Below are 25,699 nucleotides of genomic sequence, written 5' to 3' on the forward strand. Positions count from 1 at the left end.
CCCGTCCTCCGCACCGGCTCTTGCCGCCGGTGCGGATCGCCTTATTCTCCCGGCAGTGGGGCCGGGCCACCGAATTCCGGCCAGCGAATCCCGGAATGCCCTTGATATCGATAGAAGGAGAGGCGGCGCATGGTCCGCAGGTTCATCCGCTTTGTGCTCTGTCTCATCGGCGTCGTCGTGATCGGCGGCGCAGTTTTTTATTTCGTCACCGCGCCGGATCCGTTTCCGGAAAGCCACTGGGCCAATCTCGGCACTCCTGACGTCGCGAATGGCGAGAAGGTATTCTGGGCTGGCGGCTGCGTCAGCTGTCATGCCACGCCCGGCGCGCAAGGCGATGCCAAACTCACGCTGGCCGGTGGCCTCGCCCTGAAGAGCCCCTTCGGCACCTTTCATGTTCCCAACATTTCCCCGGATGAGCAGGCCGGAATCGGCCGCTGGACGCTGGCTCAGTTCGGCAATGCGATAAAGCGCGGCGTCGGCCCCAACGGGCAACATCTCTACCCGTCCTTCCCCTATGGCTCCTACACGCGCATGAGCGACAAGGACGTCAATGATCTCTTCGCTTATCTGAAGACCCTGCCGAAGAGCGCCAACGTCGCGCCGCCGCATGAATTGCCGTTCCCCTTCGACATCCGCCTGGCGCTCGGCGGCTGGAAGCTTCTCTATTTCAATGATCAACCCCGCGTCGTGCTTGCCAATGCCGACGACAAGGTAAAACGCGGCCAGTATCTGGTCGAAGGTCTCGGCCATTGCGGCGAATGCCACACCCCGCGCGATTCCCTCGGCGGCTTCGTCCGCGACCAATGGCTTGCCGGCGCCCCGAACCCGGAAGGCAAGGGCCGCATACCCGATATCACGCCGGGCTCGAAGAGCGTCGGCTCCTGGAGCGAGGCCGATATCACCAACTACCTGCAGACCGGCTTCACCCCCGATTTCGACTCCGCCGGTGGCCAGATGGTGGACGTGCAGCAGAACATCGCCCATCTGCCGCAGTCCGATATCGAGGCGATCTCCGCCTATCTGAAGGCGGTGCCGAGCAAATAGCCTGCCTGGGGCAAGCGCTGCAGGCCACACTGCCACAATGAAGCACCCGACCCTTGAGGAAACAGACGCTGCGATTGCTCGCACGCAAGACCGGCTTGCCGCGCGCAATGCCGTTCTCGCGCGCTGGTTTTCCGATACGATTGCCGTCATGGAGGCAAAAATCGCGAGCCGTCTCGATGACCCCGGCGATCGGGCGCAGGCAAGGACTGCGGCCTTTCTGTTCGTAAAGAGGTTGCTTCACCAATGGGCGACCCGCCCGGTGCATGAGGTGGCGCCTGGAGACAGCCCGCCGAAAGAGTCTCGACGGCTCAAATGATCGGTGTCTTGGTGGGGTCAGGCCGCCTTCGGCTGATGCTCCGCACCAAAGATCTGCACATAGGTGTCGAGCTCTTCGCTGCCGAAGCCGAGCGCCCGGTAGATCTCTGCCGTAAAGGTAATCGGTGCCGAACCCGGCGCAGTGACGATCATGCCGGCGCGAACCGCCTGCGGTCCCTCACGGTAATGCGCCTGGCCATGATAGCCCTCGGCGCTGGCGAGGAAGTCGGGCGCGTTGCTGGTATGGGCAACCTGATCGAGCGCACCGGCGCGCGCCAGCGCCAGCGTCCCGCCGCAGATCGCAGCGGTGAGTTTGCCGCGCGCGATGAAGTCGTTGATCACAGGCGAAAGATTGGGCGTCTTTTCTGTCTCCCAGATCGTGCCGCCGCAGATAACAAGTGCATCGAAAGCGTCGCCATGCAGGTTCTCGGCCACCGTATCGGGTGTCACCCGCATGCCGCCCATCGAGCGCACCTCCGCGCCGCCGGGGCTTGCCGTCACCACGTCGAAACCGAAATGGGTGCGGGCGGAGGCAGCAAGCTGCCCCACTTCCCAGTCGGCGAACCCTTCGGTCAGAACCACTGCCAGTCGGGTCATGCTTTCCTCCTTGCAAGATGGCCGAGCGGCTGGTGCCACTTACGACAGGGACTGCATATAGCGCATGCCGGTGACCGGGCGAGGGGTGAAGTCCATCTGTTCGTAGAAGCGGTGTGCCTTGAGGTTGCCGGTCGCAGCACTGACGGAGAGGTAGTCGCAGCCTGCAAGCCGTGCCGTTTCACGGGCGCGGTCGACGAGAAGCTGGCCGGTACCGTGGCCGCGATGGCCGTCACGCACGAAAAGGTGATGCAGGTCCATGCCGCGCTTGCCTTCCTGCGCCCTGTAGAGCGGAACGAGGATGGCATAGCCGATCAGACCTTCGCTGCCGTCGGCGACGATGGCCGAAATCCATGGCGTCGGACCGAAGAGATCGCGTTCGAGCTGGTCCGGCGTCGAGGCGGAAATATCGCCGTGATGGATGGCGAGAAGGCCGATCATCTCGTGGAGTTCGGATATGTCGCGGGGCTTTGCAGTGCGGATCGTCACGACCGGCGGCCGCATGAGCGATATTTCGCTGTCTTCGATTTCAAGCATGGTCTTCGCGTCCTTTTCGAAGTTTATGCCGCCAGGACGCTGCCGATACAACAAAGCCGCCTGACGGCGGCTTGTTGACATTATGATCTGTCTCGGCCGCCCTTTACAGGTACAGCCAAAAATACGAGCGGTTATGGTGCGCGGTCTCGATCATGTGGAGATCAATCCTCCTAAACCGCTCGTTTGTCAATGGCAGATGGACGCGGAACTGACCATTACCGGATTGCTTTTGATGGAATGTAGGATAGGGTACCCCCCTATCCTAATTTCGAGACGACCATGTCCCACACCACTCATCAGAAGAAGAAGCTCATCGCCCGCGTCAGTCGCCTCCGCGGCCAGCTCGAAGCCGTCGAGCGTGCGCTGGAAGCTGAGCGCCCCTGCGGCGAAATTCTCCAGCTCCTCGCCTCCGTGCGCGGAGCGCTGACGGGGCTGACGGGCGAGGTGCTGGACGATCACCTGCAGGAACATGTGCTGCATGCCGCCGACGAGAAGGCGAGGGCGGAAGCGGTCGAGGAAATATCGGAAGTACTGCGAACCTATATCCGCTGAGCCGGATCGATAAGGAGATGGCGATGATATCGGGAACGAATACAGACGGACATGAGCATGTCTTCTTGGGGCAGGATCATGCCCGGAACGAACGCCGCATCTGGCTGGTGATTGCGCTGACGGCGGTCATGATGGTGGTCGAAATCGCCGCCGGCACGATCTATGGCTCGATGGCGCTGGTGGCCGACGGCTGGCACATGTCCACCCATGCCAGCGCGCTGCTCATTTCCGCGCTTGCCTATCTCTTCGCCCGCAAACAGGCTCGCAACCCGCGCTTCACCTTCGGCACCGGCAAGCTCGGCGATCTCGCCGGCTTCGCGAGCGCCATCATTCTGGCGATGATTGCCCTGCTGATGGGATGGGAAAGCTTCCTGCGCATCACGTCGCCCGTGCCGATCAGCTTCAGCCAGGCGATCGCCGTCGCCGTCATCGGCCTTGCCGTCAACCTCATCAGCGCCTGGATGTTGAGCGGTAGCGGCGGCCATCATCATGGACACGGGCATGATCACCATCACGATCATCACCACGGCCACGATCATGGCCACCATGGACATGCGGATAACAATATTCGCTCCGCCTATATGCACGTCATCGCCGACGCATTGACCTCGGTGCTCGCCATTGCCGCACTCACTTTCGGCGGCCTCTATGGCTGGCTCTGGCTCGATCCGCTGATGGGCATCGTCGGCGCTCTCATCATCGCCCAATGGTCCTGGGGACTGCTGAAATCCTCAGGCGCTGTTCTGCTCGATGTGCTCCCGGAGGGTGAAACGCTGCCGGATGAAATCCGTGATGTGATCGAGGGCGATGGCGACCGCATTACCGATCTGCATGTCTGGCAGGTCGGCCCCGGCCATCATGCTGCGATCGTTGCGGTGCTGACGCCGCGGTCGCGCGACACCGCCTTCTACAAGGAGCGGCTTTCGAGCCTGGACGAGTTGTCGCATGTGACTGTGGAAGTCACGCGCGCCGCCTGATTCCGCCAAAAAGCCGAGATGCCGCCGCAATCGGGCCTTACGCCTGTGAACCTGATTCCCCGGAGGTCTTCATGAATCACAGCCTGACCCGCCGCAGCTTCATGGGTTCAGCATTGCTGCTGCCTGGGCTGGGCTTTACGACCCGCGTCCGCGCACAGCAGCAACAGGACGACGATATCGACAAGCGGCTTGCAGCGCTGGAAGCGCGTATCGGCGGGCGTCTCGGGGTCTCCGTTCTCGACAGCGACACGAACATCTCCTTCGGCTATCGCGGCAGCGAGCCCTTCGCCATGTGCAGCACCTTCAAGGTTCTGGCCGCCGGCCTCGTTCTCGCCCGTGTCGACAAGGGTGATGAAAAGCTCGACCGGCGGGTCACCTACGGCAAGGAAAAGCTCGTCACCTATTCGCCCGAGACCGAAAAGCACGCCGGCGGCGAGGGCATGACGATGGCCGAGATCTGCAAGGCCGGCATTACGCTGAGCGACAATACGGCTGGCAACCTGATGCTGGAAAGTTTCGGCGGCCCGGCTGCACTCACCGACTGGCTGCGCTCCATCGGCGACGGTACGACAAGGCTCGACCGCATGGAAACTGCGCTGAACGAGGCGGCGAAAGGCGACCCGCGCGACACGACCACGCCGGATGCCATGCTCGATACGCTCGGCAACATCGCCCTCGGCTCGGTCCTGGCGGAAAGTTCTGCAAATCAGTTGGTCGATTGGATGGTTGCGAACACGACCGGCGGCGCGCGCCTGCGTGCAGGCTTGCCCTCCGACTGGAAGATCGGCGACAAGACCGGAACGGGCGATAACGGTGCGGCCGGTGATATCGCCATCATCTGGCCGCCTAACCGCGGCCCCATCGTCGCCGCCGTTTATATCGCGGAAACGGCTGCAAAGATGGACGAGTTCAATCCCGTCTTCGCCGAAGTCGGCAAGATGATCACGGAGATGGTGTGAGAGAGGCGGACTGGTTTTCTACGATCTTTTCCGCTGGGCTGTCGGATCGGAGGCGGCGGACATCGAGCATCGAAAGCCGCGGTGCATTACTGCCCGCGGCTTTTTGAATTTGCGTTGCGATCAGGCGGCCGAATTTTGGTCGGTGGCCTGCGTGCTCGTCGATTGCGCGGCGGATTCCTTGTTGCCGTCTCCGCCATCCTCGACACCGGCGAGCTCGCGCTTGATCTGCTCGGCGATTTCCTTCTCGATCGCTTCGCGCTGATCGGCGGGCATGGCCTTCAGGTCGTCTTCCGTCAGTCCGTGTGCTTCGAGATACCGTGCGCGGATGAATTCCGCAGGGTCCATGTTGCTCCATTCGGAGAACTGGTCGACCAGGCTGCTATGCGCGGCCTTGGCTGCGGCCTCTGCCTCCGACGGCGGGTTGATATAGGTCTCGTTGCCGGCCTGCACCGCCCACATCGTATTGGCGATGGACGGCGGTGTCGTGCTCGGCTGCAGGCCGGCGCCGGATTGATTGCGCGTCCTGCTGCTGAATTCGTCTGTCTGCTTGTTCTTGGATTTGCCCTGCTCGAAAAGCGAACCAAGGCCGGAGTAAATTGAAAGGCTGCTACCGATTTCCATGAAAAAATCCCCTGAAAAACAGCAGCAGCATGATGGGGCAAGCCTGTCTGGAGCTTGTGTCTACCTCCGGCGGTACTACGGCAGCGTGTAGGCGATCACATAGTCGCCCGGCTTGGTACCGACCGAACCATGCCCGCCGGCGACCATGACGACATATTGCTTGTTGTCATCGGTCATATAGGTCATCGGCGTTGCCTGACCGCCGGCCGGAAGCCGGGCTTCCCAGAGCTGCCGGCCATTGGTCACGTCATAGGCGCGCAGATAGTTGTCGACGGCTGCGCCCAGGAAGGCGACGCCGCCCTTGGTCATCATTGGCCCGCCGATGCCGGGCACGCCGACCTTGAAGGGCAGGGGCAGCGGCGTCATGTCATGCACCGTGCCGTTCTTGTGCATATAGGCGATACGGCCGGTGCGGAGATCCACGCCGGCGACATAGCCCCATGGCGGTGCCTGGCAGGGGATCTGCAGCGGCCCGAGAAATGGTCCCATGAACACACCGTAAGGTGCGCCGTCATTGCGGTTGAGACCCTGTTCGCTGCCCTTCTCGTCCTGCCCGCGCGGCGGAATATCGGCTGCCGGCACCAGGCGCGAGGTGAAGGCGAGATAGGTCGGCATGCCGAACATCAGCTGTCGTTCGGGGTCGACGGCGACCGAACCCCAGTTGAACGTGCCGAAATTGCCGGGATAGACGATCGTGCCCTGCAGCGAGGGCGGCGTATAGCGGCCCTCATATTTGTAGCGGTGGAAATCGATGCGGCAGACAAGCTGGTCGAACAGCGAAACACCCCACATATCCTTCTCCTGCAGCGGTTCCGGGGAAAAGGTGAGATCCGAGATCGGCTGCGTCGGCGATGTGTGATCTTCCGGGATTGCTCCGTCAGGCGCCGGGATTTCCTTGAAGGGAATGATCGGCTGGCCGGTGCGCCGGTCGAGCACGTAGATATCGCCCTGCTTGGTGGATGCCACCAGCGCCGGCACCGCCGTTCCGTCCTGTTTCGTCAGATCGAGCAGCACCGGCTGCGCCGGCACGTCCATATCCCAGAGATCGTGATGGACGAATTGCTGCACCCAGCGCAGCTGGCCCGTATTGATGTCGAGCGCCACGACAGAGGAGGAGAACTTTTCGACATTCTCGCTGCGGTTCATGCCGAGCTGGTCCGGCACCTGATTGCCGAGCGGGATATAGACCATGCCGAGCTGGTCATCGACGCTGAAGACCGACCAGCTGTTCGGCGAATTCGTCGTATAATGCTGGCCCTCCGGCAATGGCGTGGTCTGGTCGGGATTGCCGGAATCCCAGTTCCAGATCAGCGCGCCGCTGTTGATGTCATAGGCGCGGATGACGCCGGATTGTTCCCGTGTCGAATAATTGTCGTTGACCGCCCCGCCGATGATGATCTTGCCCGCGACGGCGACTGGCGGCGAGGTGGAATAGTAGTAGCCGGCAGGATTGTATTGCATGCCGGTTTCCAGATGGAGAACGCCCTGTTCGGCGAAGCTGGTGCAGACCTGCCCGTTGGTTGCATCGAGCGCGATCAGCCGCGCATCCGACGTCGGCAGGTAGACACGCTCTTTGCAGGGCTGGCCGGCAGGTATCGCTTCATCGCTGTGATAGGTCACACCGCGGCAGGTCTGGTGCTGGCGGTCCGGGTTCATGCCGGAATCGGCGTCATATTTCCATTTCTGCTGCCCGGTTTTGGCATCGAGCGCGATCGCCCAGTTGTGCGGCGTGCAGAGATAGAGCGTGTTGCCGACCTTCAGCGGCGTCACCTGATAGGTCGTTTCCGCGACATCGTCGGGCCGCTTCACGTCGCCGGTCTGGTAGCGCCAGGCCTCTTTCAGGGTGGAAACATTCTGAACGGTGATCTGGTCGAGCGGCGAGTATCGCTGGCCGTAGGGCGTGCGGCCATATTGGTGCCATTCGCCATCGGGCACATTGCCGCCGAAGGCGGGCGTTGTGGCAACCGTTTGTATCGGCAGATCGCCGGCGAGATCATGCGGATCTGATGTCATCGAATAGAAGGCGACGATGATGGCGAGTATGACCGGAATGGCGAGCGGCCAGGGATTGGCGCCATAATAGGTGCCGGTCGGGCTGCGAAAACCGAGCGGCCGGCGGATCCAGGGCGTCAGCAGCCAGAGTCCGAAGAGGATGATGAGGCCGCCGCGCGGGCCGAGCTGCCACCAGTCGAACCCGACCTCCCAGATCGCCCAGGCAAGTGCAACGACCACGAGCACTGCATAGACCCAGAGCGCTACCGCCTTGCGCATGAGTAGCAAGCCTGCCGTCAGCAGGAACATCAGCCCCGCAAAAAGATAAAAAACGCTGCCGCCGAGCGTGACGAGCCAGAGCCCGCCTGCGCCGAGCGCAAGTCCGAAAATAATGAAGAGGATGGAGGTAATGACGATTGCCATAAGGCAGCTCCCGCTGGTTAGCCGGATCGGAGGGTGGCGAAAAACACACGCCGATCAGGCAGATAGAGCGGGAAGCCTGCCTTTCAACCGCCACAATTCGTGGCCGTTGGGATGCGGCTTTAGGACGCTTTTGCAAGCTCGCGGTCGATCGCCGAGACGAGACGGTTGTCGTCAGCCGTCACATCAGGGGCGAAACGGGCGACGATCTTGCCGTTGCGGCCGATCAGGAACTTTTCGAAGTTCCAGAGCACTTCGCTGTCGTCGCCGGCAAGGCCGGCACCCTTCAGCCGCTCGCGCATCGGCCCTTCGCCGGTCGTTTCCACGCCGGAATTCGTCAGGTTCTTGTAGAGCGGGTGCTTGTCCGGCCCCTTGACGGAGATCTTGGAAAACATCGGGAAGTCGACGCCGAAGGTGCTGGTGCAGAAATCGAGGATCTCCGCATCCGTGCCCGGCTCCTGGCCTTTGAAGTCGTTGGCCGGGAAGCCGGCGATGACGAAGCCTCTCTCGCGCTTGTCGGCATAGAGTTTTTCAAGCCCTTCATACTGCACCGTCAGCCCGCATTTGGAGGCGACATTGACGATGAGCAGCACCTGGCCGCGATATTCGTTGAGCGTCGTCTCACGCCCTTGAACGGTCTTGACCGGGATATCGAGAAGGTCGGTCATCACTATCTCCAGTGAATAGGGTTGTTGGTTGAAATCAGGTTCCGCAGAAGGTCTGGAGCACTCGCTCTTCGGGCTTCGGCGGGTCCATATAGGCCGCAAATGCCGGCTGCTCGTCATAGGGGTGCGAAAGCACTGCCAGCAGCGCCTCGAAAAGCGAAAAATCGCCATCTTCCACGGCCGCCTCGATTGCCTGCTCGACACGGTGATTGCGGGGAATGAAGGCGGGGTTGACATGTCTCATGGCCGCGGCGCGCTCGGTTGGCGCCTGCGGATCGCGCAACAGGCGTTCGCGCCAGTGCGCCAGCCATTCGGCGGTGGCGGCCGGTTCGCGGAAGGTCGAGGCGAATTCGGTCTCTGCCTCGGGATCGTCCGCAAGCGCCGAAAGACGCCGGAACGTCAGCGTGAAATCGGCGCCCTGCGCGTGCATCAGCGCCAGCAGCGATTGGATCAACTCGAGATCGCCGTCTTCTGCCGAGATCAGCCCGATCTTGCCGCGCATGCCCTGCAGCCAATGGGCGTGGAAGCGCTCGCCATAGGCCTTGATGCTGGCATTGGCATGCTCGATCGCCTTGTCTTTGTCCGCATCGATCAGCGGCAGCAGCGCTTCGCCGAGCCGCGCGAGGTTCCATTGTCCGATGCCCGGCTGGTTGGCATAGGCGTAACGCCCATGCTGGTCGATCGACGAGAAGACCGTCATCGGATCATAGGCATCCACGAAAGCGCAGGGACCGAAATCGATCGTCTCGCCCGAGATCGTCATATTGTCGGTGTTCATCACCCCATGGATGAAACCCACCTGCAGCCAGCGGGCGATCAGCGCCGCCTGCCGCTCGCAGACCGCCTCATAGAGCGCGAGATAGGGATTTTCCGCTGTCTTCAGCTCGGGATAATGCCGTTCGATGACATGATCGGCGAGCGCCTTGATGCCATCCTCGTCACCGGTCGCGGCAAGATATTGGAAGGTCCCGACGCGGATATGGCTTGCCGCCACGCGGGTGAAGACCGCGCCCGGCAAGATCTCTTCACGCCGCACGCCTTCGCCGGTCAGCACCGCGGCAAGCGCCCGCGTGGCCGGAATGCCAAGCGCAAACATCGCCTCGCTGATGATATATTCTCGCAGGACCGGCCCGAGAGCCGCCCGCCCGTCGCCGCGGCGGGAAAAGGGAGTCTGCCCCGCACCCTTAAGCTGGATGTCGCGGCGCCGGCCATTGCGGTCGATCACCTCTCCGAGCAGGATCGCCCGCCCGTCGCCGAGCAGCGGCACGAACTGGCCGAACTGGTGGCCCGCATAGGCCATCGCCAGCGGCTCGGCGCCATCGGGGACGAGGTTACCGGAAAAGATCGCCGCGCCGTCACGTCTCAGGGTCTCGACATCGAGCCCCAGTTCCTCCGCCAGCGGCTCGTTGAGCTTGATCAGCCAGGGTTCTGCCACCTGCGTCGGCACCTGTGTCGCAAAGAAGCGCTGCGGCAACCGTGCATAGCTGTTGTCGAATGAAAAGGCCGTGTCTGGCCGGTTTTTCTGCAGGGCGGAGGTCATGGCTAATAGGTAGGGCCGCAGGTGCGGTCACGCAAGCCGATTTTGGCCGCAAACCACCCTTCACGAAGGGCAATGAAGTGCAAGGAATGGTGATCTGCCTTTACCTCTCGGCAAGGCAGATTTGCCATAAAAGACATAGCGCCGCCATGATTGCAGGCGTATAGCAAAATCATCTCCTCTTGGCATTTTTGCCATGTCATCCCCGCGGCCCTGTCGCCCCGTGTGCTCCGCTGCGCCACTGCGAGTGATCCCTGACGATGTCGGATCAGATTTATCATGCGCCGATGGTTCGGCGCGCAGCACCCAATTTCCGGGTGATCGCGATGATTGTCGCGAGTGCCATGCTCATGGAAAACGTGGATGCAACCGTGCTGGCGACCGCGCTGCCGACAATGGCGCGCGATTTCGGCGTCGACGCACCGGCCATGTCGATTGCGCTGACCTCCTACCTGCTCAGCCTGGCGATCTTCATTCCCGCCAGCGGCCGCATGGCGGACAGTTTCGGTTCGCGCACCGTCTTCCGCTCGGCCATCGCCGTCTTCGTGGTCGGCTCCATCCTCTGTGCCTTCGCGCCGACCTTGCCGCTCCTGGTGCTCGCCCGCCTGCTGCAGGGCATCGGCGGCGCCATGATGATGCCCGTCGGCCGCCTTGTGCTGATGCGCAGCGTCGACCGCAAGGATATGGTGAGCGCCATGTCCTGGCTCCTGGTGCCGGCGCTGATCGGCCCGATCGTCGGCCCGCCTCTCGGCGGCTTCATCGTCACCTATCTCGACTGGCGCTGGATCTTCTACATCAACGTGCCGATCGGCATCATCGGCATGATCTTCGTCTCGATCTACATCGACGAGGTGAAGGGCAAGGCTGCCGGCCCCTTTGACACGATCGGCTTCATCCTGTCGGGCATCTCGCTTGGCTCGCTGCTCTTCGGTTTCGAACTGTCGAGCCATGAGGGGCAGGGCTCGCTCGCGATCTTCCTCATCGCGACAGGCTTGCTTTTCGGCATCGCTTATCTCCGCCATGCCCGCAGGCATCCGGCCCCGATCATGGATTTCTCGCTGATGAAGGTGCCGAGCTTCGGCACCTCTGTTATCGCCGGCTCGTTGACGCGCATCACTCAGGGCGCGCAGCCTTTCCTGCTGCCGCTGCTCTTTCAGATCGGCTTCGGTCTTTCGGCTGCCGCGGCGGGCCAGATCGTCATTTCCACCGCGCTTGGTGCGCTGTTCATGAAGCCGCTGGCTAAGGCCTTCTTCCGCCGCGTCGGCTTCCGCAAAAGCCTTATAATCAACGGCATTCTCGGCACCATCGGCTACGGCCTCTGCGCCGCCTTCCGGCCGGATTGGCCGATGCCGCTGATCTTCATCGCGCTGGTGCTCAGCGCCTTCTTCATGTCGTTCCAGTTCACGGCCTATAACACCATCGCCTATGACGAGATCGGCCAGGATCGCATGAGCTCGGCGACGAGCTTCTACACGACCTTCCAGCAACTGATGCTCTCGCTCGGCATCTGCATCGGCGCGCTGGCGCTGCACGGCTCCATGGCCTTCAATGGTGTCGAAACGCCTGAGCTTGGCGATTTCTCCACGGCCTTCATCATCGTCGCCTTGATCTCGATCTGCGCCACGTTCTGGAACCTGCGCTTTTCGCCGACTGCCGGCGAGGAGATCAGCGGCTACAGGAGCAAACAGACGAAAGGCGCCGCAGCCGGAAGCTGAGGCGCCTTCCCTTCATCAAAGGCCGACGGGTTCCCGCAATAGCCTGCGCCACAAAGGGCGCTGCCTGCGTTGGTCCGCCTGAAGCCCGTAGGCCATGCGGCCGTCGAGGTCCTCGAAAGCTGCAAGATCCATATCCTGCAGAGCCACCTCTACGACTGTCTCCGGTTCGGCTTGCGTCCTTCGCCCTGCGATCGCAAGCCACAAATCGCGCCAGCTGCGCCGGCGCGTCATTACCCCAACCATTCTCATCATCCTGCCCTCGCTCGCGCCCCTTACGCCGCCTGGGGCAGGCATATTTCGCAGATCGCTGCGACATGCCGGTGGTCGGTGCCGCAGCAGCCGCCGAGCACGCGTACCTGCGGCATGCGGCGAAGCAGGCTGCGATAGCGCCGGCCGAGATCATCAGGATCGCCCGCATCCAGCGTCTCGCTGTTATCCAGTTGCTCGTGGCTCATGGTCGAGGCATTGGCGCGAATGCCGGAGATGCGTTTCACCCAGGCGCTGCCGTGATCAAGCGCGGCCTCGAAATGCGTCGGGTGTGCGCAGTTGATCATGTAATAGGCCGGAGACCCGCCAGTCGCCGCGTCCGTCGTCTCGATCGCATCCTGAATGCTGCGGCCGGTCACCAGCCTGCCATCCGTCTCCAGCGTGAAGGAGATGGCGCAAGGCATGTCGAGCGCCTTGGCCGCACGCGCGATGCCGATCGCCTCGTCGATATTGGTCAGCGTGAAGGCGGCGACCATATCGGCCTCCGTGCCGGCGAACGTGTCGATCTGGAAGGCGTGGTAATCCTCCGCCTCGTCCGCGCTCATTGTACCCGCCTTGTAGCCGTCGCCACGCGGACCGATGGCGCCGCTGATGACGATGGGTTGTTCCGGCCGCTCATAGGTGCTGCGCAAACCGATGAGCAGGTCGACCGCCTGCTGGTTTGCCGCCTGCAGGGCCTGCGTCGTGTAGCCGAGCTTCTGACCCCAGTCGGGATTGGCGCGCCATGTGGCGGTGTCGAGCACGAAGCCCGTGCCGTGCCTGCGGGCAATATCCAGATAGCGGCGATAGTAATTCTTCGTGCGCTCACGACCGTCCTCGGAAGCCAGCAATGCGAAGGAGGCGAAATGTGGAAGATCAATGCCTTCATGGAAGATCATCGTGGTTTCCATGCCGCCATCGCTAATGAAGATACCGCCCTTTAGCTGCGGAAGCCCATGCCTGTACTTTGCCATTGTGAAGCCTCTCCAATCGTGGCGCCTGAAATGACTGCCATCGATGGTGATGTTCTGACGCTTATTCGGCTGCCAAACTAGGCGACTTGCGGTATACTGCAGAGGGTTTCGAATTTTGCGGATTGAAATCAATCCCTTGCATGGGCCGATGCTGCCGGGGGCGCAAGCAGGTCCGATCCTGTTGCACTGAAAACTGTACCGTGGGTACAGGAGGGGCATATGCGAAAGGGCCAGGAAACACGGAATCGCATCCTTGATGTGGCGGAAGCAGCGGTCTTGCAGAAGGGCTTCGGCGGCACTTCCATCGAGGAACTGATCGTCGAAACCGGCATCACCAAAAGCGGCTTTTTCTACCACTTCAAGGACAAGAACGAGCTCGCGAAGGCGCTGCTCAACCGCTACATCGAGAATGACGAACGCATCTATGACGAGATCTTCAGCCGCGCGCGCGATCTGATGGATGATCCGCTGCAGTCCTTCCTGCTCGGCCTGAAACTGCTCTCCGAATTGCTCGCCGATCTGCCGAACGGCCATCCCGGCTGCCTCGTGGCGACCGTCTGCTATTACGAACGGCTCTTCGACCGCGAGATACAGGAGACCAACCGTAACGCCGTGCTCGCCTGGCGCCGCCGCTTCGGCCGCATGTTCCGTGAAATCATGGAGGTCTATACGCCGCGCGAGCCCGTCGATGTCGACCAACTCGCCGACATGGTTTCCTCGGTCTTGGAAGGCGGCATCGTTCTCTCCAAGACGCTGAAGGAGCCGAACACGCTTGCCGAACAAGTGCTGATGCTGCGCACTTTCGTGAAGATGCTGTTCCTGCCGGCCATCGAGTCGCCCCTCGTTGCCGTTAGGCGCGACCAGATCTATGGCACAGCCGGCGGCAGCGACCAGCTGTAGGCAGGCGATGCCATATCTCTCCCGGCAGGGAACCGATAGGTGCCTGCGCTGTTATGTTCCGCAGCACAAACCGAAGGGAGAGCGGCAATGGACAGCCCCGTCACCAACGATAAGACCTTCCACGATCCGCGTGGCAAATTTCCAAAGCCGCCCTTTCCGTCGCAGACTCAGCCCTTTCCGGGGCTGGCCCGCGACATGGAGCCGAAGCCTGACCATGGCGAGACGAGTTATCAGGGCAGTGGCCGTCTCAAGGGTCGCAAGGCGCTGATCACCGGCGGCGATTCCGGCATGGGTCGCGCCGCGGCAATTGCTTATGCCCGCGAAGGGGCCGATGTCGCAATCAGCTATCTTCCGGATGAGGAGCCCGATGCCCGGGAGGTGATCGAGCTGATTAAAAAGGAAGGACGTATCGGTATCGCACTTCCCGGCGATCTCAGGGATGAAGACTATTGCCGGAAGATCGTCGCCGAAGCCGTGCGCCAGCTCGGTGGACTTGATATTCTCGTCAACAATGCCGGGCGCCAGCAGCAGCGTCAGTCGCTTGCCGATATCTCCAGCGAGGATTTCGATGCAACGATGAAGACCAATATCTATGCGATGTTCTGGCTGACAAAAGCGGCTTTGCCTCACTTGCGCGAAGGATCGGCGATCATCCAGACGACGTCGGAACAGGCCTACGACCCCTCGGCCAATCTGGTCGACTACGCCATGACCAAGGCGGCGATGATGAATTTCACCAAATCGATGGCCAAGCAGCTGGGGCCGAAAGGCATCCGTGTGAACGGTGTCGCGCCCGGCCCGATCTGGACGCCACTGCAGGTGAGCGGCGGCCAGACGCAGGAAAAGCTGGTCAAGTTCGGCGGCAATACGCCGCTCGGACGGCCCGGCCAGCCGGCCGAACTCGCCTCGATCTACGTGCAGCTTGCCGCTGCCGATGCGAGCTATGCCACCGGTCAGATTTACGGTGCAGCCGGCGGCAGCGGACAGCCCTAGTTGTTTTCCATCTCAGCCGCCATATCGGCGAGCTTGCGCACGGTGTTGAGGTTGCGGGAGGTCCCCGGCTTCAGCGCCGGCAGCTTCAGCTTCGAGCGGCCGGAGCCGATGGGATAGTGCACATAGATCTCGCGCCCGGCGAGCTTGGCCTCCTCGCCATCCGGTGCCACCATCTTGTCAAGCGCATCGGAGGCGGCTGCCTCCGGCAGGAAATAGACCAGCAGAAAATTGGGCTTGGCCTCGGGGAAGGGCGCCCTGGCGACGATGCCGTCGATTTCCTTGCGGCTGCGTACCATCACGCCCGGCCGCTTGCCCATCTTTTTCCCGAGAGCCGCGTCGAGCTTCTCCTCGACCGCCTTTTCGGCCTCATCCGAGCGGAACAGCACATTGCCGCTCTGGATGTAGGTCTTCACATCGGCAAAGCCGAGCTCTTCACAGAGTGCCTTCAATTCGGTCATCGGCAGGGAGCCGGTGCCGCCGACATTCACGGCTCTCAGCAGCGCGATATAGACGGCCATTTCTCCCTCCCTTGATGATGTGGCGCACACGCCGCACGCCACATCCAATCCTCACATCTTGCCTGCCACCTTGATCGCAAACGCATATTCGAACGCGATCTCTTCCAGTCGCTGGAAACGGCCGGAGGCGCCGCCATGGCCGGCATCCATGTTGGTCTTGAGCAGAATGGGCGCCGCGCCCGTCGTCTTGTCGCGCAGCCGCGCGACCCACTTGGCCGGCTCCCAATAGGTGACGCGCGGGTCGGTCAGGCCACCGAGCGCCAGGATCGGCGGATAGGGCTTTGCGCCGACATTGTCATAGGGCGAATAGGCGGCGATCTGCTCGTATTCTTCGCGGCTCTCGATCGGGTTGCCCCATTCCGGCCATTCCGGCGGGGTGAGCGGCAGCGTGTCGTCGAGCATCGTGTTCAAGACGTCGACGAAGGGAACGGCAGCGATGAGGCCGGCGAATTTCTCCGGCGCCATGTTGGCGACCGCACCCATCAGCATGCCGCCCGCCGATCCGCCCTCGGCGATGATACCTGCGTAAGACGTGAACTTCTCCTGATTCAGATAATCAGCAGCAGCGATGAAGTCCTTGAAGGTGTTGGTCTTCTTGTCCATCTTGCCGTCTTCGTACCAGGCAAAGCCCTTGTCCTTGCCGCCGCGAATATGGGCGATGGCATAGACGAAGCCACGATCGGCAAGCGACAGGCAGTTGGTGTTGAAACCGGCCGGGATGGTGATGCCATAGGCGCCATAGCCATAGAGCAGGCAGGGCGCGGAACCGTCGAGCGGCGTGTCCTTGCGATAGAGAAGGGTGACCGGCACCTTCTCGCCATCCCATGCCGGCGCGAAGACGCGGCGGGTGACATAGTCGTCAGGATTATGGCCCGATGGCACTTCCTGCGTCTTCAAGAGCGTGCGCTCGCGGGTGACCATGTTGTAGTCGTAGAGCTGCGAGGGCGTCGTCATCGACGAATAGGAGAAGCGGATGACGTCGGTATCGTATTCCGCAGCACCCGAAAGGCCGAGCGAATAGGCTTCCTCGTCAAAAGCGATCGCATGTTCCTCGCCGGTGCGGCGATCGCGGATCATGATCTGCGGCAGGCCGTCCTTGCGCTCCAGCCACAGCAGGTGGCGGGCATAAGCCATATGGCTGATGATGAGCGTGCCCGGCTTGTGCGGCACGACCTCGCGCCAGTTCTCCTTGCCCGGTCTGTCAACCGGCGTCTCCATGATCTTGAAATCCTTGGCGCCGGCATCGTTGGTCAGGATGTAGAAGACGTCGCCGCCTTCTGTCAGCGAATATTCGATGCCTTCCTCGCGCACGGCAACCAGCTTCGGCTCTGCCGTCAGATCCTTGGTCGAGACCAGTCGATATTCGCTGGTCTCGTGGTCGTGGATGTCGATATAGATGAAGTCGTCGAGCAGCGAGCCGCCGACGCCCATGAAGAAGCCGGCATCCTCTTCTTCGTAAACCAGCCGGTCTTCGCTCTGCAGCGTGCCGATGACATGGTGGAAAACCTTCGACGGACGGTGGTTCTCGTCGAGGGCCGAATAGAAGAAGCTCTTACCGTCGGGCGCCCAGACCCCGCCACCGCCTGTATTCTCGATGAGATCGGGCAGATCCTCCCCACTCGTCAGATCGCGAACCCTCAGCGTGAAGAATTCCGAGCCCTTGTCGTCATAGCCCCAGATGCCGCGGCTGTGGTCGGTGCAATGGTCGAGGCCGGCAAGACGGAAATAGGCCTTGCCGGTGGCTTCCTTGTCGCCGTCGAGCAGGATGGCGCGGATTGTCTCGTCCTTCACGTCGCCATCGCGCGGGATGCGGAAATAGCGCGGCTGCTCGCCGCCTGTCACGTAGGACGTGCCATAGGCATAAGCGCCGTCCTTCGTCGGCACGGAGCTGTCGTCTTCCTTGATGCGTCCGCGCATCTCGGCAAACAGCGTCTTTTGCAGCGGCTTGGTGTCTTCCATCGCCGCGTTCATGTAGCCGTTCTCGGCCTCGAGGTGCGAGCGGATTGCCGGGTCGAGGATCGAAGGATCCTTGAACATGGCCTGCCAGTTGTCGGCCCGCAGCCAGGCATAGTCGTCGGTGCGCGTGATGCCGTGGCGCGTGTCGGAGACGGGCCTTTTTTCGGCGGCGGGCGGGGTCGGCAGGTTCTTGAAGGCGGTCAAGGAAAGCTCCGTAAAGGCGGTATCGGTGGGCAAGAGATAGAGGCGCGGCGGTCCGTGATCAAGCACCAGCCGATGAACCGTCTTGGGACAAAATGGCCGGCGCGATGCCTTGATGTCACCACATTATTTAAGAATGTCCGCTAGCGCTGCGCGAAATTTACACTCGCGTCAGGCCACGGCAGGCTGCCGGCGGCGGTATGAAGAATGCATGACAGTAAAGGTTTCTCCGCAATGCCGAAACATCTGGTCCTGTTTATGTCGCTCATCGGCCTTGCGGCTTCGTCCGCCTTTGCGGTTGATCCTGCCATCAAGAAGCAGCTCGAAAAGCTTGATCCCGCCACCCGCCTCGAACAGAGCTGCGACACCGAGGCCATGAGCCGCATCAACGCGGACGGCAGTGGTTTCAGGCCGGACAAGGTGATTGCCTACACCTTCAAGGATCCGATCCCGAGCGACGACCGGCTCGAAGCGCCGGGCGCCGTCTTCCGCAGCAAGGGTGACTGGTACCATCTGTCCTACACCTGCATCACCGGCCCGCAGCACATCAATGTGCGCGACCTGAAGTACAAGATCGGGGACAAGGTGCCGAAGGATAAGTGGGCCAAATATTACCTCTACGATTGAGCTTTGCCCTTTCGCATTCCTGTGACAGGCACAGGAATGCGGGCGGATTGAGACGCCAGCCGTGCTTCGCCGGGCGGCATCAGGCCACATGGCCCGCTTTAAATCTTTGCTTTAATTTCAGCTAAAATATCAACCGAATCTGATTCTTCATGAAGCATCTTCTTCTTGGCTCTGCACTGCTGCTTGCCGCCGCCTCGTCGGCATTTGCCGCGGAAGTTCCCCCTGCTGTGCCTGCCCATCCGCCCGTTGCCGCGGGTCCCAAGCTGGTCGAGCCGCATCTGCACATCGCCCGCTCGAACATCGCAGGCCATGCCCGCGTCGCGCTGACCTTTGACGCCTGCATGGGCGAGGCCGATGAGCGTATTCTCTCGACGCTGGTCAACGAGCGCATCCCCGCGACGATCTTCGTCACCGCCCGCTGGCTGAAGCGCAATCCGAAGGCCGTTGCCGTCTTCCTTCGGAATCCCGATCTTTTCGAATTGGAGAACCACGGCGAGAAGCACATTCCGGCAATCGACAAGCCGGTGCTGGTCTATGGCATCCCATCCGCCGGTTCGCCCGATGCCGTCAGGCAGGAAGTCGAAGGCGGTGCTGCCGCCATGCTCGCTTCGGGCATTCCGGCACCCCACTGGTTCCGCGGTTCGACCGCTAAATATGATCTCTCTGCCATCGGCCAGATCCGCGCCATGGGCTACCGCATCGCTGGCTATTCCATAAACGGCGACGGCGGCTCGCTGCTCGGTGCTGCAGTGACGGAGAAGCGCATTTCCTCGGCTGGGGATGGCGACGTCGTCATCTCCCATATCAACCAGCCGACGCATGCGGCCGGCGAGGGTGTCGCCAGGGCACTCGTCGACCTCAAGGCCAAGGGTACCGAGTTCGTCCGCCTGCAGGATGTTGCCGATACCGGTGACGACAAGACGACGGAGTAGGGCCGAAGCTTACTCAGTTGGTCACTTCGGCAGTTGCGGCTGCGGTCTTTCCTCGATCAGCAGTTCATCAATGATGGTCATGACGATGAGCGAGAGCGGCAGCGCCAGCATCGCGCCGACCGCCCCCCACATCCATGTCCAGAAGATGATCGCCAGGAAAACGATGAAGGGATTGATCTCCAGCCGCCGGCCCATGACCGCGGGAAAGACCAGGTTCTCCATCACGAGATGCACGGTGAAGAAGGCCGCAGCGGGGATAAGGCCGATGACGATACCATCATGGGCGATGATGCCGGCAATGGCCACTGCGAAGGTCATCATCGTGATGCCGAGATAGGGAATGAAGCTCGAAAGGAAGGCGAAGAAGCCCCAGAGAACAGGCATGGGCAGCCCGCCGGCATAGGCGATGACCGTCATCATGAAGCCGAGCGCCACATAGATCAGCGAAGCCGTGGCGAAATAGACGCCAAGCGCTTGCTCCACGGCATTGATGACGCGGATGGCCGCCAGCCGCTGCGCACGGTCGCGAAAGGTCATGATGATCGTCTTGCGCAGGCTAACCCGGCTTGCAAGAAAAAGCAGCAGCGCCGCAAAGAAGATCAGCCCCTGCACCAGCGCCGGCGTCAGGTTCGTCGTCACCAGGTGCAGCACGTTGCCGGTGTTTTCGAGCAGCGCATCGATGGACATCGGGCCGCTCTGGAAGGTCGCGGGCGTGATATGCAGCCATTCGATCCGCTCCAGATAAGGCATCACGCGCTGCGTGGTGCGGTCGATGAAACCGGGGGCCTCGTTGGCGAGCGTCGCCAGAGGTCCGGCAAGCGAATTGAAGAGCAGGAAGACGATGAACGCAACGCTGCTGGAAAGGATCACCGCATTGGCAAGCCGCGGCACGCCCATCTTCGAAAGCTTCTCCGCCGCCATCCCGAGGATCATGCCGACGACCACCGCGAGCGTGATCGGGATCAGGATCAGCGACATCAGATAGACGGCGGCAAGCCCCAGAATGCCGAAGATGCCGATAATGGCCCATGCCATGCTGACGTCGAGCCCATCCTTCTCGACACGGCGGACCGGTGCCTGCGGAAGTTCCTCCACCTCCTCCTGAAGCGTTCGTACCCATGCGCTCATATGGCGCTCGCCAAGACGGATCCTGTCAGCCTGTTTCTTGATGCCGTTGGCGATATCCATGTGCGATCTGTCCCCGAAGCCCCATTGCTTCGGCAATCAACGCGCAAGGGTTCCTGCCGGTTCCGCGGGGGCTCTAGAGCCTTTCCTGGTTAGATTGAAGCATTCTGCCGGAGCAGGTTTGTGTCAGGGCAAAGGCTGATGGAGAAGGGCATACCCCAAGGTACGTCCGAGCCGATCGCCTTTGATCCTGGCGCAAAGATGCCCGGCCCTAGCTGGTTTGCAAGCAAACCACCGGGGTTGGCTGAAACGGGCCGCCTGATCGACCGGCCGGCTTGGCCGTAGATCTGGGCTACGACGCGCGCCGGCCGGTCAACCATCCGACTCCGTTTGAGCCAACAGAATGCTTCAATCTGACCAGGAAAGGCTCTAGGCAGCCCGCTGTCGCCCGATGAAATCCACGAAGGCGCGCAGCGGCGGCGGCATCTGGCGCCGGCTTGGATAATAGAGGTGGAAGCCGGGGAAGGGCGGCGTCCAGTCGCCGAGCATGCTCACCAGCCGGCCGTCGGCGAGATGGCCGCCCACGTGATCATCGAAGAGATAGCCGATGCCGATCCCGTCGAGCACCGCCCGCAGCATCAGATCGTTGTCGGTCGTGGTGAGCGGTCCGGAGACAGCCACCTCGAGCTTTTCATCGCCGCGCTCGAATTCCCAATGATAGAGGCTGCCATCCGTCGGCCAGCGGGAGACGATGCAGAGGTGGTCGCGCAGGTCGCGAGGCGTCTTCGGCATGCCGTGACGGGCGATGTAATCGGGCGAGGCAACGACGATCAGCCGCATCTCGCCGCCGAGCTTCACGCTCACCATGTCCTTTTCCACCATCTCGCCCAGCCGGATGCCGGCATCGAAACGATCCGCCACGATATCGGCGAGTTTGTCCTCGACCACGATATCGATGAGGATGTCAGGATAGGCCGCATGAAAGGGCGCAATCAGCGGCGCCAGCCTGTGGACGATCGCGACCCGCGGCGCGTTGATGCGCAGCAGCCCGGCCGGCGTATCGCGCAGCGCCGCGACCTCGGCCACCGCCCGATCGAGATCGGCAAGCGCCGGCAGAAGCTGCGTGAGCAACCGCTGGCCCGCCTCGCTCGGCGCCACGCTGCGGGTCGTGCGGTTGAGCAGCCGGATGCCCATCCGCTCCTCGAGTGTGCGGATCGTCTGGCTGAGCGCCGACGGCGATATGCCCAGGCGTGCCGCGGCTCGCGCGAAATTGCCGTGCTCGGCCACCGCCGCAAAAGCCTTCAATTCCGCATAGTCGCTGCCGCGCATTATGCCATCTTTTCTAAAGAAGTCATGCCGATAATGTAACATTGTTGTTAGTATCGGCAAGGCGCATCTTCTGTCTGCAACGACAGGAGATGTCCTATGACCGATACATTGTCCCTTGACCGCTACCGTCTGCTCGGCCGTTCCGGCCTGCGTGTCTCGCCGCTGTCGCTCGGCGCAATGACCTTCGGAACCGATTGGGGCTGGGGTGCGGACGAGCAGGAATCGCGCCGCATGTTCGACGCCTATGTCGATCGCGGCGGCAACTTCATCGATACCGCCAACCAATATACAGGCGGCACGTCCGAGACGCTTGTCGGCCGCTTTGCCGAAGGTCGCCGCGACGAGCTTGTCATCGCCACCAAATACACGATCACCTCGCGCCCTAGGGATCCGAACTCCGGCGGCAACCACCGCCGCAGCATGGTCCGCTCGGTGGAAGATAGTCTGAGGCGGCTGAACACCGATTATATCGACCTCTTCTATCTGCACGCCTGGGACTTCACGACCTCGGTCGAGGAAGTGATGCGCGGGCTGGACGATCTCGTGCGCGCCGGCAAGATCGTCTATGCCGGTATTTCCGACACACCCGCCTGGCAGGTTGCGCGCATGCAGACGCTTGCTGACCTGCGCGGCTGGGCGCCGCTGGTGGCGCTGCAGATCGAATACAGCCTGATCGAACGTACGGTGGAACGCGATCTCATCCCGATGGCCCATGAACTCGGCCTCGGCGTCATCCCCTGGTCGCCGCTCGGCATGGGTGTCCTGACCGGCAAATATCGCCGCGCCGACCTCGATATCGGCGCCGGCACGGCAAGCGCCGTCGGCACCCGCAAGAATGTCGCCGCCGGCAATGGTTCGCTGACGGAGCGCAATCTCGGTATTGCCGACGTGGTCAAAGAGATTGCCGCTGAAATCGGCAGGACGCCGGCGCAGGTGGCGCTTGCCTGGACGCTGACCAATCCTGCGGTCACCTCGCCGATCATAGGCGTCAAGACGATGGCCCAGCTCGAAGACAATCTTGGTGCGCTCGACGTCGTGCTGTTGGATGAGCATCGCGCCCGCCTCGCCGAGGCAAGCGCCATCGCTCTCGGCTTCCCGCACGATTTCCTCGCCAAGCCGCTGACGCGCGGCGTCATGTTCGGCGAAGTGACGATCGAGCCCCGTCGTTGAGGGATGGAAGAGGCTGAAGCTTAAATGAAAATGGCGCCGGAAGCGGCGCCATTTGTCGTTTGCTTCAGGCCGACAGCGTAAGCCCGATACCCCACGGATCTCTAAGGAAGAAGCCGCCGTTGCGCTTCTCGCTCTTGATCTCCAGCTCGTCGAGCTTTGCGACGGCCTTGCCGAGCGTTTCCTGATCGTTGAAGCGGATCGTGTAGTCGGAAAGGCCGGTCATGTTGTCGGCGCGCGTGCCGGCGCCGCGGCTGTTCCAGATATTGGCGCCGAGATGGTGGTGGTAGCCGCCGCTCGCAAAGAAGCTCGCACCCGGATAACGCGCCATCAGCTTCAGGCCGAGCACGTCGCGGTAGAAGACGTCTGCCTGCGGAATGTCGCCGACCTGCAGATGAATGTGACCGATCGCGGTTCCATCCGCCATGCCGCCCCAGGCATCGTCAGGCGCGCTGTTATAGAGCGCCTGCAGGTCGAGACGCAGCGTCGCCATTTCCACCATGCCGTCCTGGTGAAATTTCCAGCTCTCATGCGGCCGGTCGGCATAGATTTCGATACCGTTGCCTTCGGGATCGGAGAGATAGATCGCCTCGCTGACCAGATGGTCGGATGCACCGTCGAGCACCACATTGTTATGCGCGGCATGGCGCAGCCAGCGCGCCAGCTCGGTGCGGTTGGGCATGAGGAAGGCGGTGTGAAACAGGCCGGCGGCGTTGCGGGGCGCTTCGCGCGCATCCCGGTCGGTCGTCAGCGTCAGGAGCGGCAGGCCGGTGACGCCAAGAACGTCGCCGCTTGCGGTCTTTTCGAGTACCGAAAGGCCGAGGATCGTCTGATAGAAACCGGAGACCGCGGCCAGGTCTTTCACGACCAGATGCGACTGGTCGATATAGGCAGGGCGCGTCAGCGCATAGGATGGTTCTGATGACGTCATGGGGTGGTCTCCTGCCCTGGAACTGGTCCGGGAATTGAAAGGCGTACCGGCGGTGGCGGCAAGTGTGCCGCCCGTAGCGAGCGCGAGGAATTTTCGCCGGTCCATTCGCCTTTAAGCTCCCTCGGCTGCTGTACTTGACCCCTATATGGCTCATTCCCATTGTTCACAGAAGGCCCGTTTTTGGCGATTAAGCGTTCTGTAAACATTGACGATCGCTGGTGCCCACTTGATATCAGTCAATGCGCTTTATCTATCCAGGGAGGAGGTTGATAACGAAGATCAACGCCTCAAGGAGGATCACATGTACAAGAAGATCATCGTTCCAGTTGAAATCGGCGGCATCGAAAAAGGCGAGAAGATTCTCCGCAAGGCGGCAAAGCTGCTCGACAATGGCGGTGAGATCATCCTCCTCAATGTCATCGAGGATATTCCGACCTATGTCGCCGTCGAGCTCCCGGGAAACATCGTAGAAGATGCCATGAAGGAAGGCCGCGACCGGCTGAATGAACTCGTCGCCAAGACCGGCATTCAGGCCACCGTCGAAGTCCGCAACGGCCCGCCCGCCAACAGCATTATTGCCGCGGCGGAAAGCCATGGCGCCGATCTTGTCATGGTCGCCTCGCACATTCCAGATATCTACAATTATTTCATCGGTGCCACCGCCGATCGCGTGGTGCGACACGCCAAGTGCTCGGTGCTGGTGGATCGGTAGGATTTGAAGCCATGGACACGAAACTTCAGGAAAAGATCCTGCGCGACCGCTGGCACGAACTGACAGCGCGCCTGCGCAAGATCGACACGGACCTCAGCCGCACCAAGCCGGCCGATGATGAAGACCGTGCCATCGAAAACGAGAATGACGAGGTGCTGGAAGGTCTCGGCCAGGCCGGGGAGGACGAGCTTCGCGCCATCGACGCCGCCCTCGAACGCATCGCCAGGGGCACCTATGGCACTTGCGCCCGCTGCGGGGCACGGATCTCCGAAGCCCGCCTTGCGGTCCTGCCGCAGACGCCGCTTTGCGAGGATTGCGCGGCAGACATGTGAGGCTGGGTCATCAAAATCGGGCATGGCTCGTCACAAAGATTTAACCTGACGCCACCAGGCGTCCGGTTGCGCCTTTGCCAATTCGATGCGACGATCCCTTCCGCTGGGTAAGGGTTCGTGTATGGGCGAAATCAACGGCATTCGTTGGGCTTACGACAGATATGAACTGATCGCCGACGGCATCGTCCACGGCGTCGGCCTGTTCTTTGCCCTGATCGGTGCCACCGTGCTGATCTTCTATGCCACCGTCTGGAGCCCCGCCGGCGCGATCGTTGCCGCCTGGATCTACGGCGTCGGGCTCGTGCTGACGCTCGGCATTTCCTTTTCCTACAATATCTGGCCGGTTTCGCGCACCAAATGGTATCTGCGCCGGTTTGACCACTCGGCGATCTTCATCCTGATCGCCGCCACCTACACACCCTTTCTGGAGCGTGGCGCCGACGATTCGTTGCTTTTTGGCATGCTGATCGTCATCTGGGCGATCGCCGCCTTCGGCATCTTCGTCAAATGTGTCTTTCCGGGCAAATACGACCGGCTGGCAATCCTGCTCTACCTCGCCATGGGCTGGAGCGGCATATTGGTGGCCGAACCCGTCGCCTCGCGCATTCCCTATGCCTCCATGCTGCTGATCGTCATCGGCGGTATCATCTATTCGCTGGGCGTCATCTTCCATGTCTGGGAGAGGTTGCGCTTCCAGAATGCCATCTGGCACGGCTTCGTGGTGGCAGCTGCCGCCGTGCATTATTCGGCCGTGCTGACCTGCTTCAGCCTGTCGGTCTCCACCGCGTGATACCTCGCTGATATCTGGCGTTTACATCGGCCCGCGCC

General features: G+C 61.8%; 27 protein-coding genes. 14 read left to right on the forward strand and 13 right to left on the reverse strand.

Annotated features, from left to right (window positions below):
- Window positions 1-129 precede the first annotated feature (129 nt).
- Both FHT87_RS13510 and FHT87_RS13515 read left to right on the forward strand, forming a co-directional pair.
- Window positions 130-1,044 carry a cytochrome c gene (locus tag FHT87_RS13510; RefSeq protein WP_183735660.1) on the forward strand — a complete coding sequence of 305 codons (915 nt, stop codon included), beginning with the start codon at window positions 130-132 and terminating at the stop codon, window positions 1,042-1,044.
- A gap of 37 nt (window positions 1,045-1,081) precedes the next feature.
- Window positions 1,082-1,360, forward strand: a complete 279-nt coding sequence (locus FHT87_RS13515; protein ID WP_183735661.1) for a hypothetical protein — start codon at window positions 1,082-1,084, stop codon at window positions 1,358-1,360.
- Between the two features lie 17 nt (window positions 1,361-1,377).
- On the opposite strand, the gene FHT87_RS13520 is transcribed toward FHT87_RS13515, so the two are convergent.
- Together FHT87_RS13520 and FHT87_RS13525 are read right to left on the reverse strand one after the other, a co-directional pair.
- A complete protein-coding gene (locus tag FHT87_RS13520; protein WP_183735662.1) occupies window positions 1,378-1,956 on the reverse strand; it encodes a type 1 glutamine amidotransferase family protein in 579 nt (192 codons plus the stop codon).
- A gap of 39 nt (window positions 1,957-1,995) precedes the next feature.
- Window positions 1,996-2,490 (reverse strand): GNAT family N-acetyltransferase, encoded by a 495-nt coding sequence (locus FHT87_RS13525; protein ID WP_183735663.1) that lies wholly within the window; start codon window positions 2,488-2,490, stop codon window positions 1,996-1,998.
- Between the two features lie 279 nt (window positions 2,491-2,769).
- Here FHT87_RS13525 and dmeR point away from each other — a divergent pair, with 279 nt between their 5' ends.
- From dmeR to bla, 3 genes are all read left to right on the forward strand, one after another.
- The gene (dmeR, locus tag FHT87_RS13530; protein ID WP_183735664.1) at window positions 2,770-3,042 is read left to right on the forward strand and encodes a Ni(II)/Co(II)-sensing transcriptional repressor DmeR; all 273 of its coding nucleotides are present in this window, start codon (window positions 2,770-2,772) and stop codon (window positions 3,040-3,042) included.
- A gap of 23 nt (window positions 3,043-3,065) precedes the next feature.
- On the forward strand, window positions 3,066-4,019 hold the full coding sequence (dmeF, locus tag FHT87_RS13535) for a CDF family Co(II)/Ni(II) efflux transporter DmeF (protein WP_183735665.1): 954 nt from the start codon (window positions 3,066-3,068) through the stop codon (window positions 4,017-4,019).
- Window positions 4,020-4,090: 71 nt separating this feature from the next.
- A complete protein-coding gene (gene bla / locus FHT87_RS13540) occupies window positions 4,091-4,978 on the forward strand; it encodes a class A beta-lactamase (protein WP_183735666.1) in 888 nt (295 codons plus the stop codon).
- Between the two features lie 120 nt (window positions 4,979-5,098).
- Here the strand turns inward: bla and FHT87_RS13545 are convergent, their stop codons facing one another.
- From FHT87_RS13545 to FHT87_RS13560, 4 genes are all read right to left on the reverse strand, one after another.
- A complete protein-coding gene (locus tag FHT87_RS13545; RefSeq protein ID WP_183735667.1) occupies window positions 5,099-5,599 on the reverse strand; it encodes a hypothetical protein in 501 nt (166 codons plus the stop codon).
- A gap of 75 nt (window positions 5,600-5,674) precedes the next feature.
- Window positions 5,675-8,014, reverse strand: a complete 2,340-nt coding sequence (locus FHT87_RS13550) for a glucose/quinate/shikimate family membrane-bound PQQ-dependent dehydrogenase (protein WP_183802470.1) — start codon at window positions 8,012-8,014, stop codon at window positions 5,675-5,677.
- 119 nt (window positions 8,015-8,133) lie between these two features.
- On the reverse strand, window positions 8,134-8,679 hold the full coding sequence (locus FHT87_RS13555) for a glutathione peroxidase (RefSeq protein WP_183802473.1): 546 nt from the start codon (window positions 8,677-8,679) through the stop codon (window positions 8,134-8,136).
- A 34-nt stretch (window positions 8,680-8,713) separates the two neighbouring features.
- Window positions 8,714-10,216 carry a protein adenylyltransferase SelO gene (locus tag FHT87_RS13560; protein ID WP_183735670.1) on the reverse strand — a complete coding sequence of 501 codons (1,503 nt, stop codon included), beginning with the start codon at window positions 10,214-10,216 and terminating at the stop codon, window positions 8,714-8,716.
- Between the two features lie 257 nt (window positions 10,217-10,473).
- Here FHT87_RS13560 and FHT87_RS13565 point away from each other — a divergent pair, with 257 nt between their 5' ends.
- Entirely contained in the window at window positions 10,474-11,928 is a 1,455-nt protein-coding gene (locus tag FHT87_RS13565) for a DHA2 family efflux MFS transporter permease subunit (RefSeq protein ID WP_183735671.1), read from the forward strand.
- 15 nt (window positions 11,929-11,943) lie between these two features.
- On the opposite strand, the gene FHT87_RS13570 is transcribed toward FHT87_RS13565, so the two are convergent.
- Window positions 11,944-12,171, reverse strand: coding sequence for a hypothetical protein (locus FHT87_RS13570; RefSeq protein WP_246698228.1), 228 nt, complete (start codon window positions 12,169-12,171; stop codon window positions 11,944-11,946).
- A gap of 29 nt (window positions 12,172-12,200) precedes the next feature.
- Window positions 12,201-13,148 (reverse strand): homocysteine S-methyltransferase family protein, encoded by a 948-nt coding sequence (locus FHT87_RS13575; RefSeq protein WP_183802476.1) that lies wholly within the window; start codon window positions 13,146-13,148, stop codon window positions 12,201-12,203.
- Between the two features lie 219 nt (window positions 13,149-13,367).
- On the opposite strand from FHT87_RS13575, the gene FHT87_RS13580 reads away from it, so the two are divergent.
- Window positions 13,368-14,048, forward strand: coding sequence for a TetR/AcrR family transcriptional regulator (locus tag FHT87_RS13580; protein ID WP_183735673.1), 681 nt, complete (start codon window positions 13,368-13,370; stop codon window positions 14,046-14,048).
- Window positions 14,049-14,135: 87 nt separating this feature from the next.
- Window positions 14,136-15,041, forward strand: coding sequence for an SDR family oxidoreductase (locus FHT87_RS13585; protein WP_183802479.1), 906 nt, complete (start codon window positions 14,136-14,138; stop codon window positions 15,039-15,041).
- Here FHT87_RS13585 and FHT87_RS13590 read toward each other — a convergent pair.
- Both FHT87_RS13590 and FHT87_RS13595 read right to left on the reverse strand, forming a co-directional pair.
- Complete coding sequence (locus FHT87_RS13590) at window positions 15,038-15,559, reverse strand: DUF1697 domain-containing protein (protein ID WP_183802482.1); 522 nt, start codon at window positions 15,557-15,559, stop codon at window positions 15,038-15,040. The two genes, FHT87_RS13585 and FHT87_RS13590, sit on opposite strands and share 4 nt — an antisense overlap.
- A 51-nt stretch (window positions 15,560-15,610) precedes the next feature.
- Window positions 15,611-17,719, reverse strand: a complete 2,109-nt coding sequence (locus FHT87_RS13595) for a S9 family peptidase (protein WP_183802485.1) — start codon at window positions 17,717-17,719, stop codon at window positions 15,611-15,613.
- Window positions 17,720-17,950: 231 nt separating this feature from the next.
- Here FHT87_RS13595 and FHT87_RS13600 point away from each other — a divergent pair, with 231 nt between their 5' ends.
- Together FHT87_RS13600 and FHT87_RS13605 are read left to right on the forward strand one after the other, a co-directional pair.
- Window positions 17,951-18,343 (forward strand): DUF930 domain-containing protein, encoded by a 393-nt coding sequence (locus tag FHT87_RS13600; protein WP_183735768.1) that lies wholly within the window; start codon window positions 17,951-17,953, stop codon window positions 18,341-18,343.
- A gap of 149 nt (window positions 18,344-18,492) precedes the next feature.
- Window positions 18,493-19,275 carry a polysaccharide deacetylase family protein gene (locus FHT87_RS13605; protein WP_183735677.1) on the forward strand — a complete coding sequence of 261 codons (783 nt, stop codon included), beginning with the start codon at window positions 18,493-18,495 and terminating at the stop codon, window positions 19,273-19,275.
- Between the two features lie 21 nt (window positions 19,276-19,296).
- Here FHT87_RS13605 and FHT87_RS13610 read toward each other — a convergent pair whose 3' ends face one another.
- Window positions 19,297-20,463 (reverse strand): AI-2E family transporter, encoded by a 1,167-nt coding sequence (locus FHT87_RS13610; RefSeq protein ID WP_183735678.1) that lies wholly within the window; start codon window positions 20,461-20,463, stop codon window positions 19,297-19,299.
- Between the two features lie 366 nt (window positions 20,464-20,829).
- The gene (locus tag FHT87_RS13615; protein ID WP_183735679.1) at window positions 20,830-21,729 is read right to left on the reverse strand and encodes a LysR family transcriptional regulator; all 900 of its coding nucleotides are present in this window, start codon (window positions 21,727-21,729) and stop codon (window positions 20,830-20,832) included.
- A gap of 96 nt (window positions 21,730-21,825) precedes the next feature.
- Here FHT87_RS13615 and FHT87_RS13620 point away from each other — a divergent pair, with 96 nt between their 5' ends.
- Window positions 21,826-22,899 (forward strand): aldo/keto reductase, encoded by a 1,074-nt coding sequence (locus FHT87_RS13620; protein WP_183802488.1) that lies wholly within the window; start codon window positions 21,826-21,828, stop codon window positions 22,897-22,899.
- Window positions 22,900-22,963: 64 nt separating this feature from the next.
- On the opposite strand, the gene FHT87_RS13625 is transcribed toward FHT87_RS13620, so the two are convergent.
- Complete coding sequence (locus FHT87_RS13625; protein ID WP_183802491.1) at window positions 22,964-23,932, reverse strand: VOC family protein; 969 nt, start codon at window positions 23,930-23,932, stop codon at window positions 22,964-22,966.
- 196 nt (window positions 23,933-24,128) lie between these two features.
- On the opposite strand from FHT87_RS13625, the gene FHT87_RS13630 reads away from it, so the two are divergent.
- The 3 genes from FHT87_RS13630 to FHT87_RS13640 all read left to right on the forward strand — a co-directional run bounded on the left by FHT87_RS13630 (window position 24,129) and on the right by FHT87_RS13640 (window position 25,661).
- On the forward strand, window positions 24,129-24,539 hold the full coding sequence (locus tag FHT87_RS13630) for a universal stress protein (RefSeq protein ID WP_183735682.1): 411 nt from the start codon (window positions 24,129-24,131) through the stop codon (window positions 24,537-24,539).
- Window positions 24,540-24,550: 11 nt separating this feature from the next.
- Window positions 24,551-24,871 (forward strand): TraR/DksA family transcriptional regulator, encoded by a 321-nt coding sequence (locus FHT87_RS13635; RefSeq protein ID WP_183735683.1) that lies wholly within the window; start codon window positions 24,551-24,553, stop codon window positions 24,869-24,871.
- Window positions 24,872-24,992: 121 nt separating this feature from the next.
- A complete protein-coding gene (locus FHT87_RS13640; RefSeq protein ID WP_183735684.1) occupies window positions 24,993-25,661 on the forward strand; it encodes a hemolysin III family protein in 669 nt (222 codons plus the stop codon).
- Window positions 25,662-25,699 lie beyond the last annotated feature (38 nt).

It is taken from the genome of Rhizobium sp. BK316, from assembly GCF_014193695.1.
Lineage (GTDB): Bacteria > Pseudomonadota > Alphaproteobacteria > Rhizobiales > Rhizobiaceae > Rhizobium.

Bases quoted from the DNA above. Each gene is read 5' to 3' on its own strand.
- FHT87_RS13550 (WP_183802470.1), bottom strand. From the start codon at position 8,014: ATGGCAATCGTCATTACCTCCATCCTCTTCATTATTTTCGGACTTGCG.
- FHT87_RS13580 (WP_183735673.1), top strand. From the start codon at position 13,368: ATGCGAAAGGGCCAGGAAACACGGAATCGCATCCTTGATGTGGCGGAA.
- FHT87_RS13640 (WP_183735684.1), top strand. From the start codon at position 24,993: ATGGGCGAAATCAACGGCATTCGTTGGGCTTACGACAGATATGAACTG.
- FHT87_RS13560 (WP_183735670.1), bottom strand. From the start codon at position 10,216: ATGACCTCCGCCCTGCAGAAAAACCGGCCAGACACGGCCTTTTCATTC.
- FHT87_RS13510 (WP_183735660.1), top strand. From the start codon at position 130: ATGGTCCGCAGGTTCATCCGCTTTGTGCTCTGTCTCATCGGCGTCGTC.
- dmeF (WP_183735665.1), top strand. From the start codon at position 3,066: ATGATATCGGGAACGAATACAGACGGACATGAGCATGTCTTCTTGGGG.
- FHT87_RS13555 (WP_183802473.1), bottom strand. From the start codon at position 8,679: ATGACCGACCTTCTCGATATCCCGGTCAAGACCGTTCAAGGGCGTGAG.
- FHT87_RS13585 (WP_183802479.1), top strand. From the start codon at position 14,136: ATGGACAGCCCCGTCACCAACGATAAGACCTTCCACGATCCGCGTGGC.
- FHT87_RS13635 (WP_183735683.1), top strand. From the start codon at position 24,551: ATGGACACGAAACTTCAGGAAAAGATCCTGCGCGACCGCTGGCACGAA.
- FHT87_RS13620 (WP_183802488.1), top strand. From the start codon at position 21,826: ATGACCGATACATTGTCCCTTGACCGCTACCGTCTGCTCGGCCGTTCC.
- FHT87_RS13570 (WP_246698228.1), bottom strand. From the start codon at position 12,171: ATGGTTGGGGTAATGACGCGCCGGCGCAGCTGGCGCGATTTGTGGCTT.
- FHT87_RS13610 (WP_183735678.1), bottom strand. From the start codon at position 20,463: ATGGATATCGCCAACGGCATCAAGAAACAGGCTGACAGGATCCGTCTT.
- FHT87_RS13515 (WP_183735661.1), top strand. From the start codon at position 1,082: ATGAAGCACCCGACCCTTGAGGAAACAGACGCTGCGATTGCTCGCACG.
- FHT87_RS13605 (WP_183735677.1), top strand. From the start codon at position 18,493: ATGAAGCATCTTCTTCTTGGCTCTGCACTGCTGCTTGCCGCCGCCTCG.
- FHT87_RS13630 (WP_183735682.1), top strand. From the start codon at position 24,129: ATGTACAAGAAGATCATCGTTCCAGTTGAAATCGGCGGCATCGAAAAA.
- dmeR (WP_183735664.1), top strand. From the start codon at position 2,770: ATGTCCCACACCACTCATCAGAAGAAGAAGCTCATCGCCCGCGTCAGT.
- FHT87_RS13615 (WP_183735679.1), bottom strand. From the start codon at position 21,729: ATGCGCGGCAGCGACTATGCGGAATTGAAGGCTTTTGCGGCGGTGGCC.
- FHT87_RS13590 (WP_183802482.1), bottom strand. From the start codon at position 15,559: ATGGCCGTCTATATCGCGCTGCTGAGAGCCGTGAATGTCGGCGGCACC.
- FHT87_RS13520 (WP_183735662.1), bottom strand. From the start codon at position 1,956: ATGACCCGACTGGCAGTGGTTCTGACCGAAGGGTTCGCCGACTGGGAA.
- FHT87_RS13575 (WP_183802476.1), bottom strand. From the start codon at position 13,148: ATGGCAAAGTACAGGCATGGGCTTCCGCAGCTAAAGGGCGGTATCTTC.
- FHT87_RS13600 (WP_183735768.1), top strand. From the start codon at position 17,951: ATGCCGAAACATCTGGTCCTGTTTATGTCGCTCATCGGCCTTGCGGCT.
- FHT87_RS13525 (WP_183735663.1), bottom strand. From the start codon at position 2,490: ATGCTTGAAATCGAAGACAGCGAAATATCGCTCATGCGGCCGCCGGTC.
- bla (WP_183735666.1), top strand. From the start codon at position 4,091: ATGAATCACAGCCTGACCCGCCGCAGCTTCATGGGTTCAGCATTGCTG.
- FHT87_RS13625 (WP_183802491.1), bottom strand. From the start codon at position 23,932: ATGGACCGGCGAAAATTCCTCGCGCTCGCTACGGGCGGCACACTTGCC.
- FHT87_RS13565 (WP_183735671.1), top strand. From the start codon at position 10,474: ATGTCGGATCAGATTTATCATGCGCCGATGGTTCGGCGCGCAGCACCC.
- FHT87_RS13545 (WP_183735667.1), bottom strand. From the start codon at position 5,599: ATGGAAATCGGTAGCAGCCTTTCAATTTACTCCGGCCTTGGTTCGCTT.